This is a genomic window from Phormidium sp. CCY1219, from assembly GCF_055795085.1.
The window spans coordinates 1-17339 of sequence record NZ_JAYFEQ010000396.1 but is presented as its reverse complement, the minus strand read 5'-3'; the positions used below and the strand labels follow the sequence as shown (position 1 = coordinate 17339).

Sequence of the window (17339 nt, the reverse complement as noted above, 5' to 3'; positions counted from 1 at the left end):
GAAAGAAGAATGGAGAATTGTCCTTTGTCATGGGTGATTGGTTTTTTGTGCAAAGGTCATTGCTTATTCTTCATTCTTCTGGCGTTTCCCTAGCGAGTCCATTCTCGGTTTTCGCGGGCGTTGACGAGAAATTCGAGTTTTTCGCGATCGCGGGTCATTTCGGCTACGGTAGACCCTTTGCGGAAAATAGCACCGGTGGGGCAAGCTTCCACGCATTTGCCGCAACTGGTGCAAGCTTCCACCGCACCCCAGGGTTGATTTAAGCCGGTGACGACTTTTGCCGCCGCCCCGCGATAGGCCACATCCCAGACGTGAGCGCCTTCGATTTCGTCGCAGACGCGCACGCAGCGGGTGCAGAGGACGCAGCGGTTGTGGTCGATGCCGTAGCGGTCGTGAGATACATCCATTTCCCGTTCGGGGAAGCGGTAGGGGAAGCGGCTGTGATCCATTCCCACTTCGATCGCCAGGTCTTGCAGTTCGCAATTGCCGTTTGCCACGCAGACCGCACAGACGTGATTGCCTTCGGCAAATAGCATTTCCACGACCATCTTGCGATATTCCTGGAGGCGATCGCTGTGGGTATTCACCACCATTCCTTCAGCCGCTTGGGTGACGCAAGAGGGCAGCAGTTTGTTGAGACCTTCGATTTCTACCAAACACAACCGACAAGCGCCCACATCGGTCACGCCTTCCAGATGGCAGAGGGTAGGAATTCTCACCCCCAATTCTTTTGCGGCTTGCAGGATCGTTGCGCCTTCTTCGATCGCCACATCAACCCCATCAATTTTTAACGTGATGACTGACATCTCTTTTCCTCTCACTCATGGACAGATCTGCAGCGGGGCAATTGTCGCATTGCCCCGAGCGGGGATTAGCCGATTTTTGCCGGTTGCTGACTCGCGGACACCTGGCGATCGGGACCTCCATCGATAAGCGCCATATACTCCTCGCGGAAATAGCGCAGGGTACTGACCACCGGGTTCGGTGCAGTCATGCCCAGGCCGCACAAACTGGTGTTTTTCACCATGTCGCACAGTTCTTCCAGTTTTTCCAAATCGCGCTGGGTGGCTTGTTTGTTGATAATCTTGGTCAGCAATTGATACATCTGCACGGTACCGGCGCGACAGGGAATGCATTTGCCGCAGGATTCGCCCCGGCAGAATTCCATATAAAAGCGCGCCACTTCTACCATGCTGGTGCCTTTATCCATCACCACCATGCCCCCGGATCCCATCATGGAACCCGCTTTGATGAGGGAATCGTAACCCACCGGGGTATCTAACATGGATGCCGGGATACATCCACCGGACGGCCCGCCGGTTTGAACCGCTTTCACTTCCCCATCGGGAACGCCACCGCCCATTTCTTCGACAATTTCGCGCAGGGTAATCCCCATCGGCACTTCGATCAGGCCGTTGTTGCGGATTTTGCCGGTGAGGGCGAATACTTTGGTGCCTTTGCTGTTTTCGGTGCCGATGCTGGCGTACCACTCGCCGCCCTCGCGAACGATCGCGGGAATGTTGGCGAAAGTTTCTACATTGTTGATTAACGTGGGACAGGTCCACAGTCCCGCTTGTGCGGGATAGGGCGGACGAGGACGGGGGTTGCCGCGTCCGCCTTCAATCGACTGCATCAAGGCGGTTTCTTCCCCGCAGACGAAGGCACCGGCCCCGATACGGATCTCGATTTTGAAGTCAAACGGGGAGTCGAAGATTTGACTGCCCAGGATGCCGTAGCGTTTGGCTTGTTTAATGGCGGTTTGCAGGCGTTGGATGGCCAGGGGATATTCGGCCCGGACGTAGATATATCCTTCCGATGCGCCTACGGCATATGCGGCGATCGCCATTCCTTCTAGCACCCGATGCGGGTCGCTTTCCAATACCGAGCGATCCATGAATGCCCCGGGATCTCCTTCGTCGGCGTTGCAGATGAGATATTTCTGCCGTCCGGGCATTTTGGCCACCGTGGCCCATTTTAACCCGGTGGGATATCCGCCACCCCCGCGTCCGCGCAATCCGCTCTTGGTGACTTCATCGAGTATCTCTTGCGGGGTTAAATCGTGGACCGCTTTGTATAGAGATTCGTATCCGCCCACGGCGATGTATTCGTCGATGCGATCGGGGTCGATTTTGCCGCTGGTTTCCCGCACGATCCGCACTTGTCGCGCGAAAAATGGATGCTCGCTATTGCCTTCGATCGCCGTACTCGTCCCGCCCTCTAAGGCGTCGATAATGCTGGGGGCATCTTCTGGGGTGACTTGTTCGTAAAGTTTGTTTTCCGGTTCCACTTGCACTAATGGCCCGCGACCGCAAAATCCCATGCATCCCACGCTCACTACTTGGATGCGATCGCTGTCCAATCCTTTCTCTTTACAGGCGGTTTGCAAGTTTTTTAGCACTCCCAAGGAGTTCGCTGCTTGGCAACCGGTGGAGGTACAGCAATGTACCCGGATCTTCCCTTGTTTGCTTTTTTCCCGTTCGCCAATCTCGCGCAGTTCCACTAATTCCATAGTTTTTTACCTCTTCTTAGAATTAAGAATCAAGAATGAAGCTTTCGCACTTCGCGCTATTCTCACTCCTAACTCTTTACTCCGCTTTTGTCTTCGTCCAGGCAGTGATGCGCTCCACTGCCTGCTCTGGCTCTTGTTTGCCCGCCACCGTTCCGTCATACACCACCGCCGGGGCAATCCCGCAAGCACCGATACATCGGGCGGTAATCAGGGACACCTGTCCGTCTTCCGTGGTCTCTCCTTGTTCGATTCCTAAGTTCTTTTCTAATGACGCCAGCACCTCCCCTCCGCCTTTCACGTAGCAGGCAGTTCCCAGACAAACGATGCAGGTATGCGCGCCACTGGGTTTGAGGGAAAATAAATGATAAAATGTCGCGACGCCAAATACGCGGCTGAGTGGCAACTTCAGCTTCCGCGCGATATACATCAAAACGTCTTCTTCTAAATATCCAAATGCTTCTTGGGCTTTGTGCAAAACCTCGATCAGTGCGTCTTGCCGAAACTGATTGCGCTTCATGGTGATGTCTAGCACTTTGAAGCGCTTGTCCCCGCTGGGATGTCCGGCTTTGTCTTTTTTTCCTTTCACGGCAGATGATTGCATGGCTTATGTCCTTCTGTGGAACGTTGTTACCCAAAGAGGTTGCCGCACCGGGACTCCTCCCGATCGCAAATCTCTGTTTTCTCTGTCTTTTCCCGTGGGTAGGCGGTGGGTGGTTTTTGCGTTTTCTCCTCTGTTACTTCATCTTGTGAAGCGCCCCTTCTTCCCGAGACCCTAACGTGTCACTACTCCTTTCTTTTCTTACAACATTTGACTTCGGGAAATTGTCTATCGTCTCGAAACGGCGATCGCCTTGGGTCACTTCTATCGGTTTGTCCGAGCTTTCACTCTGACAGGTTTTTTCTGACGCCCTCTCCTCTGCTTCACTCCTTCAGCATAACAATAAAACATTGAACCTGACCAAATTGTTTTTCGTAATCTTTTTTTAAGATTGAAACTGAAACCGCTCTATAAAAACCCGATTTTGCATGCTATCATAGAAAGACTAAGAAATCAAGCCCATTGAACCCGGCGCATCTTTCTGGGCGCTAGAGGTTTCCATCGCCTCGAAGTTCCACCAGCAAAGGGCTATCCTCCTTTATCGAGAGGCAAAAATTCTCTGCCTAAACTCTGAATATTGATGCCGTTTTTAAAGCTTTCCTAACTTAATTTCGATAGAATTCCCCCGGAATTTGCCCCAGCTTGCTCTGGCAAAATATGTAGAAAAATTAAGCTACAGTAACCCTGGGCTTTGACAACATACAAGTTGCAAAACTAAAGTCAATATTTGGCGCAACCTCGCCCATCAGTGTCATGGGTAACAGGTCATTTGTCCTTTGTCATTTGACCTGTTACCCCATGACCAAGGCCCAACGCCCAATGACCTGTTACCAAGGCCCAATGACCTGTTACCACATGACCAAGGACTAACAAATGCGCGGGAGTTGTTCGCCGCTTAACATATCAATGATGCGACTTGCGCCGATTTTGCTTTGCATCGTCACCAAGGGGCGACCTTTATCTGTCACCTGACCGATGAGACAGGCGTCAGCGCCGAGGGGATGCTGAGCCATAATTTGCAAAGCGCGATCGCGGTATTCCGAGGGGATGAATGCCACAAAGCGGCCCTCATTGGCTACATAAAGCGGATCGAAGCCCAAAATTTCGCAGGCCCCCTGCACGTCTTCGCGAATCGGAATGGCGGTTTCGTCGATTTCAATCGTCACCTTTGCGGCGGTGGCGATTTCGTTGAGGGTACTGGCTAACCCGCCGCGCGTCAAGTCGCGCAGACAGTGGATTTCGATGTCAGCGTCGAGTAGTTGCATCACCAGATCCGCGATCGCGGCGGAATCGCTTTCAATCGTCGTCTCGAATTCGAGACCCTCGCGCATGGCCATAATTGCAATTCCGTGACGACCCAAATCCCCATTAATCAGCAGCAGATCTCCGGGTTGGACGAATTGGGGGGCGATCGCCTGGGAGTGTTCCAGGATTCCCACCCCTGCCGTATTGATAAAAATGCCATCTCCCTTACCGCGATCGACCACCTTCGTATCCCCGGTAATAATTTGCACCCCGGCATTTTCCGCCGCCGCCTGCATCGATCGCACCACCCGCCAGAGGGTTTCGAGGGGCAATCCTTCCTCTAAAATAAACCCGGCACTCAGATAAAGCGGACGTGCCCCACTCATGGCCAAATCGTTGATCGTCCCGTGAACCGCCAAAGACCCGATATCGCCCCCGGGAAAAAATAACGGACGAATCACATAAGAATCGGTGGTCATCGCAATCCGATTTCCGGGCAAAGTCAGGGCCGCCGAATCGTGGGCGATCGCATTCGGGTCGCCAAACACGGGCAAAAACATCTTGTCAATTAATTGATGCATCAATTTGCCACCGCCACCATGCGCCAGCAATACATGCGGATATTCAGAAATCGGAATCGGACAGGTTAGGCTAAATTCTTCCATACTCAAATTAACAGGTCGCTAACGGATTGGTTATCGATAACTTAACAGAATTTGAACTCGTTCCCAGGGCAATCCCGAGAACGAGTTCGAGGGCGATATTGCAATTTTAAATAAGGTTTAAAATGCACTTAGGCAGTAGGAGCGTCTCCTCGCCATTTGAGTGACGTTTCCGTGCCTCCCCGTGCTGGATGTAGGGCGCAGTGCGCCTCAAGCACCTCTGCAAAAAACGAGCGCCGCTTTCACACAAAGAATAAGCTCCGACCGACAATTGAGCCGCACCGGCAGCCCACTTTCGAGCGGCTATCGGTGCGGTTTCCCCTTGGCAAGGGAGGCGATACCCTGAAATGGTTTAGTAGCTATCTTCGCCGGGAACCTCGTCATCGGGTGTGGATGTAGAAAATTCCAGGTTGAGGGAAGCATCGCGAATCGCTTGCCAGAGAGAAAGTAATTCGCTTTCGCTCATCTCGCTAGTTTTGTAGCGATTCACAGCCTTGTCCACATCTTTTAGGGTGGTCAGAGTCGGGGTGGTCGAGTTTTTAGAAGACATGATTTAACCTCTCTTATCGGGCGGACTGATTGCCGTCGATCTATATAGGCCATATTGTACTAAAATCCGGAAAAAATTGCATAATGCGTTACATTTTTCGGAATTTGGCAGAAAAATTTTGCGGGCAACCGGGGAATCGATGGAGAATTTTACCCAGGGCGGCAGAGGGTAGCCGCCAAGCTGGATCCACTCGAAGGGCAACCGAAGAAGGAACCTTGCACCGGATTGCCAGGCGATCGCCCCTTGGTAATGGAACGATCGCGTTTCGGCTGCCGAAATCCGCAGCTTTCCGGGAGTTTACCCCCGGCTGTCCTGGGAACGATTCACTTTATCGATGTCATCTATCGGCGCGGGAGACTCCCGAGCAAAACCCGCTTGCCATCGGGAAATCGGGCTGCGGCAACCGCGACAAAATTAGGGTGAATTGACCCGGAATTTAGGGAAGCACAGAGGGGGAAAATCAGCGAAAAAATTACGGATTAATTTAACATTTAAGCAGGGGGTTTGGCTGAGTTTTGTGCTAAGCGGGAAAACAGGCCGGGGTGGAGCGATAACTTTCGTAACAATCCCCCGCAGAGGATAAAATTTTTATTAAGATTTAGAAAGAGAACGGCAGGGAGGGACCGAGGAAGCGATCGCGCCTCAGAAACGGTGCTGAAGCGTCAGTAGGCCGAAAGGAAGGCGATCGGGAATATTTCAACGCCGGGGAGGAAAGTGTTAACGGATGTAAAACAAACAGCAGCAGGGGCGATCGCAAGTTGGCAAACATTGACAAAAATTTACACAATTAGGTTGAATCCTGCCGGAGAATTTCGTTAGACTAATTCCTACACTGTACCGGATGCACTGAGGGAGCCGACTTCCTTGGCTTGGGACCGGAAGCAGAGCGCCAAATCTGTTGTAGTCACTCATAGAATCAACGAGAGAATGCATCTATCCCATGAACAGAGCAGACAAACCGATGACACGATTGCGTTTTGTCATTCCTATCCGCGCCACAGGTTGGGTTGGGGTGGCGCAAAGGCGATCGCGCCGCAGGTTTAGCCAGCCCCAGAACCAAGCCCCCTCGAGATGCAGGCACAACCCAGGGCATTCCAGAGCCAAGCCGAGCGGGCAAGCGTGAGAAAGAAAAACCGCCTCACAACTTCCCCAGTGGCGTCGGTCACATAAGGAGAAACCCAGCAAAATATTATTTTTGCCAGTCTTGCCACCCCAAATTTCAGCCGTCAGCGTGCGGCTGCATATAGATGACGTTAGTTTTTTTAAGGGCACAATCGTGAATAACCACCAACAGCCACAAAAACAAGGACTTTACGACCCTCAATTCGAACATGACGCTTGCGGTGTCGGTTTCGTGGTCCACATGAAAGGGCAAAAATCCCACGACATCGTAGAACAAGCCCTTACCATCCTCTTCAACCTCGATCACCGGGGAGCTTGCGGGTGCGAACCCAACACCGGCGACGGCGCGGGCATGTTAATGCAAGTGCCGCACAAATTCCTGAAAAAAGTCGCCGCCGCCGAAAACATCGACCTCCCAGACCCCGGACATTATGGCGTTGGCTCCATCTACAGCTCCCGCGACCCCGAACTGCGCGAGAAAGGCAGAGAAATCTTCAGCAAAATTGCCGCCGAAGAAGGGCAACCGGTGCTGGGATGGCGGACCGTCCCCACCAATAACGGCCCGTTAGGAAGCATCGCCAAAGCCGGGGAACCCTTCGTGCAGCAAGTCTTCTTGCAACGCAGTCAAGACATCGAAGACGACGCCGCCTTCGAGCGCAAACTCTACATCATCCGCAAGCGCGCCGAAATCGAAATCCACAAAAGCCAACTGGATAGTGCCTGGTACGCCTGCAGCCTTTCCGGTCGCACCCTAGTGTACAAAGGGATGCTGATGCCCGTGCAACTGGGTCAATACTACCCCGACCTGCACGATCCGGACATGGAAAGCGCCTTAGCCCTGGTTCACTCCCGCTTCAGCACCAACACCTTCCCCAGTTGGGAGCGATCGCACCCCTATCACTACATCGCCCATAACGGCGAAATCAACACCCTGCGCGGGAACATCAACTGGATGCACGCCCGCGCCTCCCTCTTCCAGTCCGAACTGTTCGGCGAAGACCTCGAAAAAATCCAACCCATCATCGACCTAGAAGGAAGCGACTCCGCCATCTTCGACAACGCCCTAGAAATGCTAGTGCTTGCCGGTCGGTCCTTACCCCAGGCGGTAATGATGATGATTCCGGAACCCTGGACCAACCACGAGTCCATGAGCGAAGAGAAAAAAGCCTTCTACAAATATCACTCTTGCCTCATGGAACCCTGGGACGGACCGGCATCGATCGCCTTCACCGACGGAACCACCATCGGCGCAGTGCTAGACCGCAACGGATTGCGCCCCTCGCGCTACACCGTCACCAAAGACGACCTAGTGATTATGGCCTCCGAAGCCGGCGTGTTGCCCGTAGAACCCGATCGCGTCGCCCTCAAAGGTCGCCTGCAACCCGGTCGCATGTTCCTGGTTAACATGGACGAAGGGCGCATCATTGCCGACGAAGAACTCAAACAGCAAATCGTCTGCGAACATCCCTACAGCGAGTGGTTGGACAAACATCTCATCGGACTCGACCAGCTCAAAGAAGCCCCCACCTGGCAAGAATTCGACCCGATGCCCCTCACCCAACGTCAAACCGCCTTCGGGTACAGCTTCGAGGAACTGCGCCTGTTGCTCAGCCCGATGGCCCTCAACGGCGTAGAGGCGATCGGATCGATGGGGGCAGATACTCCCCTCGCGGTCCTGAGCGATCGCCCCAAACTGCTTTACGACTACTTCCAGCAACTCTTCGCCCAAGTCACCAACCCGCCCATCGACTCCATCCGCGAAGAAATCATCACCTCCCCGGAAACCACCCTGGGTTCGGAACGCAACTTGCTCAAACCAGAACCGGAAAGCTGTCATCTGATCGAACTGAAAACCCCGGTTTTGACCAACGAAGAACTGGCCAAACTCAAATCCGTTAACCAAGGGGATTTTAAATCCATCACCCTGGATATCGTCTTCGACCCGAAACAAGGAGTCAAGGGTCTCGAAAGCGTGATGGAAGAGATTTGCCAAACCGCCAGCAAGGCAATCTCGGAAGGGGTGAATATCATTATCCTGAGCGATCGCAACATCAACAAAGACAACGCCCCCATCCCCGCGTTGTTAGCCGTTGCTGGTCTGCACCACCACCTGATTCGCGCCCGTCAGCGCACCCAAGTCGGTCTCGTCCTCGAATCCGGCGAACCTCGGGAAGTCCATCACTTCGCCGTACTCATCGGATACGGATGCTGCGCCATCAACCCCTATCTCGCCTTCGAGACCATCGACGACATGATTCGCAGCGGGTCCCTAGAGGATATCGACTACAAAACCGCTTGCAAGAACTACATGAAAGCGGTGACCAAAGGCGTGATTAAAATTGCCTCCAAAATTGGCATTTCCACCATTCAAAGCTATCGCGGCGCGCAGATTTTCGAGGCGATCGGACTCGATGAGTCTCTCATCAATAAATACTTTACCTGGACTGCTTCTCGCATCCAAGGGGCAAACCTGGAAACCATCGCCACCGAAGCTATCTTGCGCCACGCCCACGCCTTCCCCGATCGCCCCGCCAACGGTCACACCCTAGATGTGGGCGGCGAATATCAGTGGCGCAAAGATGGAGAACGGCATTTATTCGCCCCGGAAACTATCCACGCCCTGCAAAAAGCAGTCCGCGAAGGCAGTTACGATTTATACAAAACCTACGCCCGTCAAATTAACGAGCAAAACGAGAAGTGGTTTACCCTGCGCGGATTGCTCAAATTTAAGCAACGGGATCCGGTTCCCTTGGAAGAAGTGGAACCCATCGAAAATATTACCAAGCGGTTCAAAACCGGGGCGATGAGTTATGGGTCGATTTCCAAAGAAGCCCACGAATCCCTGGCGATCGCCATGAACCGTATCGGCGGCAAGTCCAACACCGGAGAAGGCGGCGAAGACCCAGAACGCTATACCTGGACCAACGAACGCGGCGACTCTAAAAATAGTGCCATCAAACAGGTGGCGTCGGGCCGCTTTGGCGTTACCAGTCTGTATCTGTCCCAAGCGAAAGAAATTCAAATCAAAATGGCGCAAGGGGCAAAACCCGGTGAAGGCGGACAGTTACCCGGACGCAAGGTGTATCCCTGGATTGCTAAAGTGCGTCACTCCACCCCCGGCGTGGGCTTGATTTCTCCCCCGCCTCACCACGATATCTATTCCATCGAAGATTTGGCCGAATTGATTCACGACTTGAAGAATGCCAACCGCGAGGCCCGGATTAATGTGAAGTTGGTGTCCGAAGTCGGGGTCGGTACCATCGCCGCCGGGGTTGCCAAAGCGCACGCCGATGTGGTACTGATTTCTGGGTTCGATGGCGGTACCGGTGCCTCGCCGCAAACTTCTATCAAACATGCCGGTTTGCCCTGGGAGTTGGGATTGGCGGAGACTCATCAAACTCTGGTGTTGAACGACCTGCGGTCTCGAATCGTGGTGGAAACTGACGGGCAGATGAAGACGGGCCGCGATGTGGCGATCGCCGCCTTGTTAGGTGCGGAAGAATTCGGCTTTTCCACTGCGCCGTTGGTGACTTTGGGCTGCATTATGATGCGCGTCTGCCACAAGAATACCTGTCCGGCAGGTATTGCTACCCAAAATCCGGTCTTGCGTCAGAATTTCCTCGGCAATCCGGACCATACGGTGAATTTTATGCGCTTCATCGCTCAAGAAGTGCGCGAAATTATGGCCGAGTTAGGGTTCCGGACGTTGGATGAAATGGTGGGCCGCACTGATGTGTTGGAAGCGACACAGGCGATCGACCACTGGAAGGCAAAAGGTCTCGACCTCTCGAAGATTCTTTATCAACCGGAAGTCCCGCCAGAAGTGGGCCGCTATTGCCAAATCCCGCAAGACCACGGGTTGGATAAATCCCTGGATATGACCACTTTGCTGGATCTGTGCAAACCGGCGATCGAAAATGGCGAAAAGGTGAAAGCAAGTTTACCGATTCAGAATACTAACCGCGTGGTGGGTACGATTCTCGGTAACGAAATCACCAAGCGTCACTGGTATGGATTGCCCGAAGATACGGTCCACCTGCATTTCCGAGGAAGTGCCGGCCAGAGTTTTGGCGCATTCGTCCCCAAAGGCGTCACCCTGGAACTGGAAGGCGATGCCAACGATTATATCGGCAAAGGATTAAGCGGCGGGAAGATTATCGTCTATCCCCCGGCAAGTTCTACCTTCGTTCCCGAGGAAAATATTATCATCGGTAATGTGGCTTTCTATGGCGCAACCAGTGGCGAAGCATACATTTCCGGCGTCGCTGGGGAACGCTTCTGCGTCCGCAATTCCGGCATCAATGCCGTAGTGGAAGCCGTAGGCGATCACGCTTGCGAGTACATGACCGGCGGTAAAGTAGTGGTGATTGGTCCGACGGGTCGCAATTTCGCGGCGGGCATGAGTGGCGGTATCGCCTATGTCCTCGACGAAGCAGGCGATTTCGCCACCCGCTGCAATACCCAGATGTCGGATATCGAAGGGTTAGAAGACCCGGAAGAGATTGCCCTGATTCGTCAGATGATTCAAAATCACGCCGATTATACGAAGAGTCAGAAGGCGGCGAAGGTGCTAGACAACTGGGAAAACATGGTGCCGAAGTTCGTTAAGGTGATTCCCCGGGATTACAAGCGCGTGCTACAAGCATTGGAAAGTGCTTTGGCTTCCGGTTTGAGCGGCGATGAAGCCCTAGACGCGGCGTTCGAACAAAATGCCCGCGACGTTGCCCGCATCAGTGGCAGCTAGGGTATAATAGTAGGGTGGGCACCGCCCACCTTACTATTGTTTTTAGTCACGGGTAGGGTGGGCAACGAATTGCCCACCCTACAGCTATTGCTACTGTGAGATGAATAATAAAGATTTACCCCGGGAGAGCTTTATCGAAAAAAAGGTGACTTACACGGTAAAAGTCAATGGCAAGTTTTTGATGATTGAAAATGTCCCCGCAAGAGTTTGTGAAGAAACCGGGGAATCGTTCTTTTCTCCGGAGACAGTAGAACGAATTCAACACATCATTTGGCAACCCGAACCACCCAAGCGAGTTATCGAAACACCGATTTATGAATTTAGGGCAGAGTGATAAGTCGTAGTAGGGTGGGCACTGCCAACCCTACTCAGATGCTAGAATAACATAAAATTACAACCAATTCTGATGGAACCCAAACCCATTCCCATTCGCGTTAATTCCCAAGTTGCCCGAATATTTGAAACAGTTTCAGAAGAACAGCGGCGGAAATTAGAGGGATTGCTCAGTCTAAAACGGACTGAAGCCACTCGCCAAAAACGACCCCTGGAAGACGTGATGAGCTAGATTAGCCACAAAGCACAACAGGGAGGTTTGACCCCAGAAATATGGGACTCAATTTTGCATGAACAGTAAGACTCGCTATGTGTTTGACACTAACGCGATCGCCAGCGCTTTGCTGTTTGAAAGCCAATCGCGTTTTTTCAGTTAATCCAGCCACATCATATTGTGCTTTTTTGCTTCAATTTTGTACTGATATGAAAGCTGCCGTATAAGCCAAAGCAATTATATGTTTAGGGAACAATAACAGTTAAGAAAATATTTATATTAGTAGAAAGTGTATGCTTCTATTCCCGCAAGGAAGGTGGGCAATGCCCACCCTACTACTACTGTATTTGCTTTTCAGCTAGACCAAATTGTTTGGCACCCTCTTCAAATGATTTTTAGCGACACTCATCTGGAACCTGAACGAATACACTAGGAGCAAAGTTATTGGCACTTTTACGGTTTCTAGTGTCAGCTTTCTTTTCTGTTCTCAAGCCTCTAGCTAGTCTAATAACACCAGGTTCTATACCACCAAAACCCTCTGTGTCATCAAACTCATAAACAAGGTAATCCCCAACGTAAACTTCGTAAGCCGGATATTTGTTATGTGTACCTGTTACCGACGCTATGATTTCATTGCCATCAAGTTCCACTTCAATGTTAAGGTCGTAAGTAATTGAAAGATCGCTAAACTCATCTTCTACTTCATCAGGGAGTTCGTCTGGAGACACGTGGTCTAGAAGTCCGTTTGGAATGTCCGCTGACATACTAATAGAAGCTTTATTCCCAAATGTACTCGCACTTAGCTTTGGCTCATCATCGGGACACCAACTTTTTTTAGGCTCCCAATCTCCAATGAACGGCAAGCTCTTGTAAAGAAGTGTTGTTACCCCAACCCCTGATTTTTGCTCCTGTCTGCTAACTGTTCCATTGCTCTCAACATTAAACTTAGCGTACCCCCATACCTTTGAAGAACCACCATTACCACCAGAAGGTCCACGATCGTCTCCGGCAAAAGCAAGTCCATTAGGAGGAGGTGAAAAAATCACTCTTGCTTGTGGAATATATGCGGCGATCCAAATTGTTAATGAGCCTTGATAACTACTGGAACCGCCTCCGCCCCCGCCATTTATTACTACATTAGTCATCTGTTTTGTTTCCTCATACTAAATTATCTGTTATCCCGACTGTTCACCGTTGCTTAAAAAGCCAGTAATTATGTGCAAAAACATCATGCTAAGCTTCTATTTTGGAAGCAAAATAGGCTCACAATATCGCACCAAAGATATAAATATTGTTCAACTGTGTAAAATCGAACCTTAACTCGTGGCATTCAACATCACAAGGAGTTATAACCTGGCGAACAATACTTTCACCCGCTCTGCTAGTTTTTACTTCCAAAAGGAGAATGCTATAGCAGGTCTCAAATTGATGGGATACGCCGCCCAATCTGTCATTCCCGCGCAGGCGGGAATCCAGACAAATTTTTTTTACTTCATCAATATGAAAACCGCTATAGCGGATTTCAAACTAATGTGGTAGGCAACTCTCATCTGTCCCAACCGCAAATGCACTGAATCCAGAGAAAATCTTTACCACACCAATATGAGAAACGCTATCTATATTGTTCGGCATGATTTTTTTGAAGTACGTTTTTTGACCTTAATCGATTTTGGCTGTAGCCATTCCTCTAAATTCCTTCATTACGCCAACACCGCATATTGGGTGGTAATTTTACCCACTGTTCAATTCCTATTGCACTTCCCGAATGTTGAGTGTCAGAGTCTTGTCGCTGGGCAACAAAATCTTCACGCGATCGAACTGCTTCAGATCTGAACCCGACTGCTCGTATTCCACAGATCGCGTGGTCACAACCTGTGGGAAAATCCCATCAAGATGCTCGACTTCCAGATTCAAGACAAAAGTGTTACCTCGTTCCGCATTTTCCGCCTTGACAAGCTTTGTCCGATAACCCGGATCGGGCAATACAACATTCCCTTGTACCCGCAGGGTGGGTTCACCGACAGGCATCAAATCGAGAAATGCCTGAAAGTCTTCTGTTCCCACGATAGAACCTGGTTCTTCTGGTGTTTCGTCTGAGGGATCGACTGGAAATGATTTCTCCTTGACTTTCTCTCCTTTCACCACCACGATCGCCTGAATGCTGGTCGTCTGTTCGGGAGGGTCAAGTTGTACCCGGTGATGAACAGGTTTTATATAGGGAAGACAGATATCGCTCTCAGTCTCCTTAATATGCAATTTTACTTCCATGACTCGGGGGCCAGGTAGAGGACTCACTCCACCCCCGGGAGGATTGGGTTCATACGGTGGTCGAGGTGGCATAACCTCGGTTTCTCCCGCAACATGACAACTATTCGGTGTCAGCGTCGTTGCCTGAAGGACGAAATTTCCTTCACTATCTTTCATCAAACGCAACTGTGGTTCAAATACATCTATCATTAAATAGGCTCCTACTACTAGCTTCTGTTTTCTCAGATATATTCGCGAATTTCTTCATCTGAGACTTGTTCTTATTTCTCAATTCAATACACCCAGTCTAGCGATATCGCTGGTTTAATGTAACCATTAATTAGATTAATCCATTAAGAACTTTATGTCCTCTATCAAAAGTTGCAGAAATGGCCTTGTCTTAAAATTTATTACTGATAGTTTTAATTTTTTGAAAAAACAAAAAACGGGGGTTAGTCCAGCGATCGCTTTTCCTGAAACCTCTCTATTTTTTCTGCTACTTCACCTGAACTGACCTCAACCTGCATCAGTACAAATCCCCGAAGGCTCTATTTCATGTAGAATGGAGTGGCCAATACCCACCCCATTAGCGACTTGCGAACTGAATTATCGACTTAACAATCCCAAGGCTCCCCGAGTTTCTGGACCGACAATCCCATCTACAGCATTCAGATTGTTCTGTTTCTGAAATTCCAACACTGTATCCCGGGTTTTCGGGCCGTAAATGCCATCAACTCGAATGTCGATATACGACAGCGCGTTCAATTTTTCCTGGATGCGGCGCACGTCTGAACCGGTCAAATATGGCTCGGTGAGTAACAACAATCGCACGCCAGCAAATTTAATCAGATCCACTGCATTAAAGTCGCCTTCTCGGTCAGCAGGTAGGCTGGGTTTCCAATTTTTTACATTCTGATTGGCTTTCGTATAAAACGGCGAAAAAGGATCGAGCTCTAGCAAGCCGATTAACACTTCGCCCACAATTCGACCGCCGACTTTCCCCAAGCAGCGACCGTTTTCTTCTACTTCTGATTCTTTCAGAATATAGTACCAAAGCGGGGTTTTTTCTAAATCCAAGTGTTTGGCAAATGCTTTCAGCTCTACATCAATGCCGTTCTCTTGCATGGTTCGCACCACGTCCTCTCCGGAGGGGAGTCCGAGGTCTACGCCTCTTAACAGATTTCGCACTGCTAAATCTGTCAGCTTATGGAGTTTATTTTTCTTTTCCAGTTCATCTACCAAATCTGGATCTTGGTTTTCTTTGGGATTGATGAAGGGCAAGTCGTGTAGGGCTTCGGTAATCTTGGTGTCAATTTTTTGGCTGTACTGCGGTTGCGAACCATCTATCTCGAAAAACTTCGGCCAATCAATGGCGCGCTCTTCGGTGACGCGATCGCCTCGGAACAATTCAAAGAGTCTGACCGATTTACCAAGACTCTCGTTGATTTCGTAGTGCGTCCGCACTTGACTGTGGCCAAATCGGTAGGCGGCTACGGCAAATTCATGGGGAATGTAAGGCTCTGTGTCTTCCTTTTCAGGACGGTAAAGTTTCCGCCCATTTTTGACAATATCCTCAATGATTTCCGGATCCACAATGCGCGGGAGCAAATCGTAGCGCACTATCCACTGATAGTGCCAAATGGCAAGCTGACGCGCTTTTTCAAAGGCATCGGTATCCGCTCCATTTTCAAAGATGCTTTCATCTTCCACTTTCCCCTGGTCAACGTAATCGACAATGGCATTGTGGAATTTCAGAAAAGTCAGGTAAAGTTGGGAGATAATCAGGTTTTCGTCATTTCTTGGGTCGCCAATGATGGCGGTATTTTGGTGATTGCGCGGTACGTCAATTGGGTGTTCTTCTGTTCCGCCGATTAACAGCTTGCGCTTATCTCCTTTGCGATCGTAGAGATAGCGATCGACATTCGGGCCGCGACCGTAAACGCTGTCCATATCGATGCGCGGGGTGCGAAAGTTCAACGGCTCTTTTTCTTCCCCCGACTGGATTTGAACTTGTTTGAAAATTTCTAGATCGAATTCGGGGATGGGGTCGAAGGTGATGTCGTGGTCTACGAACAAAGCAACGAAGGTATATCCAGAAGGAATTTGCTGATTATCCTCTGGATCTCCTTTCATACTCGCCCCCAAGTCAATCAGTTTTTCACCGGGAGGGTCGAAAACTGGCAATTCAAATAAATTATCAAACCGGGTCTTTCTCTCGGGTGTTGGAATTGCCGCTAGGGCGCGGGGTTGTCCCTTTGGTTCTTTTGGATCGGGCGCAGCAATTCTGCCGTGTAAATAGGCTTGTTCTGGCATAGTACCCTCCTGGATTAAAATGAGTGAGTGGGAATAAAAAATCGGGGACGAGTTTGCTCTGCGGTTGCTTTCATAAAACTCCTTTTTGGCTGGCATCAATCGCTCATCTGCTCGTCTACCATTTCGTAAGTTTGGTTTTGAAGGCTGCTTGTCCGCTTTTGGCTTTCTTCACGCCGGGATATGCGGCAAATTCACTGGGTTTCAATGCACCGGATATCGCAACCCCTCTTGTTTTCACTCACCAAAAACCAGATTAACTAAAGGTCAAGGAAAGTTTCCTCTTCCTAAAGGCGTAGATTAAAAGATACATTTTGAAGTAACAGTTACACCTTTCTAAAGGCGTAGAGGCAACGAACTTTCTGTTTGTTACGGTTTCCGAAAATCGATACGGGGCATTTGCTTGGAGTGAGTCCAGGCAAACATGACAAGTTCCTGCTTTTTTATTTAGCTCAGAAATAGTCTGTCAAACCCCCGGCGTCATTTATAGCGGTTCTCATATTGGTGAGGTAGATAATTTTTCTCCTCGGAGGTACACCTCACGGTTGGGACTCTTCGGTTGCGTACCAAATCGAGAAACAGACCTGCTCTATCTAATCTCTTTTCCCAAAGCCCCTCTGGACTGAGTAATTCTACTCAGGGGAGGTTGGGGGCGCTGCTAATGTAAAGATTTGTGTCTGGGGACTAGACCAATTCGCTAAACACTGCTATATATTGAAACACAACCCTATCGCAATGGTTCATTTCAATGATACTAGTAGGATCTACTCAAGCAGCACAAATACTCGGGATTTCCGGTTCTTAT

Annotated in this window: 12 protein-coding genes; 3 read left to right on the top strand and 9 right to left on the bottom strand. The window is 50.3% G+C overall.

Annotation, left to right across the window (positions count from 1 at the left end; genetic code table 11):
• Nucleotides 1–89: 89 nt before the first annotated feature.
• The 6 genes from hoxU to AC0QH1_RS08095 all read right to left on the bottom strand — a co-directional run bounded on the left by hoxU (nucleotide 90) and on the right by AC0QH1_RS08095 (nucleotide 6333).
• Nucleotides 90–806: a bidirectional hydrogenase complex protein HoxU gene (gene hoxU / locus AC0QH1_RS08120; RefSeq protein ID WP_324630537.1), complete on the bottom strand. Its 717-nt coding sequence runs from the start codon at nucleotides 804–806 to the stop codon at nucleotides 90–92.
• 65 nt (nucleotides 807–871) lie between these two features.
• Entirely contained in the window at nucleotides 872–2509 is a 1638-nt protein-coding gene (nuoF, locus tag AC0QH1_RS08115) for an NADH-quinone oxidoreductase subunit NuoF (protein ID WP_324630536.1), read from the bottom strand.
• Between the two features lie 76 nt (nucleotides 2510–2585).
• Nucleotides 2586–3110 carry a bidirectional hydrogenase complex protein HoxE gene (hoxE, locus tag AC0QH1_RS08110; RefSeq protein ID WP_324630535.1) on the bottom strand — a complete coding sequence of 175 codons (525 nt, stop codon included), beginning with the start codon at nucleotides 3108–3110 and terminating at the stop codon, nucleotides 2586–2588.
• Nucleotides 3111–3973: 863 nt separating this feature from the next.
• Entirely contained in the window at nucleotides 3974–5017 is a 1044-nt protein-coding gene (hypE, locus tag AC0QH1_RS08105) for a hydrogenase expression/formation protein HypE (protein WP_324630533.1), read from the bottom strand.
• Between the two features lie 349 nt (nucleotides 5018–5366).
• A complete protein-coding gene (locus tag AC0QH1_RS08100; RefSeq protein ID WP_324630532.1) occupies nucleotides 5367–5564 on the bottom strand; it encodes a hypothetical protein in 198 nt (65 codons plus the stop codon).
• Between the two features lie 598 nt (nucleotides 5565–6162).
• On the bottom strand, nucleotides 6163–6333 hold the full coding sequence (locus AC0QH1_RS08095) for a hypothetical protein (RefSeq protein WP_324630531.1): 171 nt from the start codon (nucleotides 6331–6333) through the stop codon (nucleotides 6163–6165).
• A gap of 507 nt (nucleotides 6334–6840) precedes the next feature.
• Between AC0QH1_RS08095 and gltB the strand changes: the two genes are divergently transcribed.
• From gltB to AC0QH1_RS08080, 3 genes are all read left to right on the top strand, one after another.
• Nucleotides 6841–11430, top strand: a complete 4590-nt coding sequence (gltB, locus tag AC0QH1_RS08090) for a glutamate synthase large subunit (RefSeq protein ID WP_324630529.1) — start codon at nucleotides 6841–6843, stop codon at nucleotides 11428–11430.
• A gap of 100 nt (nucleotides 11431–11530) precedes the next feature.
• Nucleotides 11531–11764 (top strand): YgiT-type zinc finger protein, encoded by a 234-nt coding sequence (locus tag AC0QH1_RS08085; protein WP_324630528.1) that lies wholly within the window; start codon nucleotides 11531–11533, stop codon nucleotides 11762–11764.
• Nucleotides 11765–11836: 72 nt separating this feature from the next.
• Nucleotides 11837–11995, top strand: a complete 159-nt coding sequence (locus tag AC0QH1_RS08080) for a hypothetical protein (protein ID WP_324630527.1) — start codon at nucleotides 11837–11839, stop codon at nucleotides 11993–11995.
• Between the two features lie 377 nt (nucleotides 11996–12372).
• Here the strand turns inward: AC0QH1_RS08080 and AC0QH1_RS08075 are convergent, their stop codons facing one another.
• The 3 genes from AC0QH1_RS08075 to AC0QH1_RS08065 all read right to left on the bottom strand — a co-directional run bounded on the left by AC0QH1_RS08075 (nucleotide 12373) and on the right by AC0QH1_RS08065 (nucleotide 16537).
• Entirely contained in the window at nucleotides 12373–13122 is a 750-nt protein-coding gene (locus AC0QH1_RS08075) for a hypothetical protein (RefSeq protein WP_324630526.1), read from the bottom strand.
• A gap of 604 nt (nucleotides 13123–13726) precedes the next feature.
• Complete coding sequence (locus AC0QH1_RS08070) at nucleotides 13727–14434, bottom strand: hypothetical protein (RefSeq protein ID WP_324630524.1); 708 nt, start codon at nucleotides 14432–14434, stop codon at nucleotides 13727–13729.
• Between the two features lie 396 nt (nucleotides 14435–14830).
• The gene (locus tag AC0QH1_RS08065; RefSeq protein ID WP_324630523.1) at nucleotides 14831–16537 is read right to left on the bottom strand and encodes a peroxidase family protein; all 1707 of its coding nucleotides are present in this window, start codon (nucleotides 16535–16537) and stop codon (nucleotides 14831–14833) included.
• Nucleotides 16538–17339: the final 802 nt, after the last annotated feature.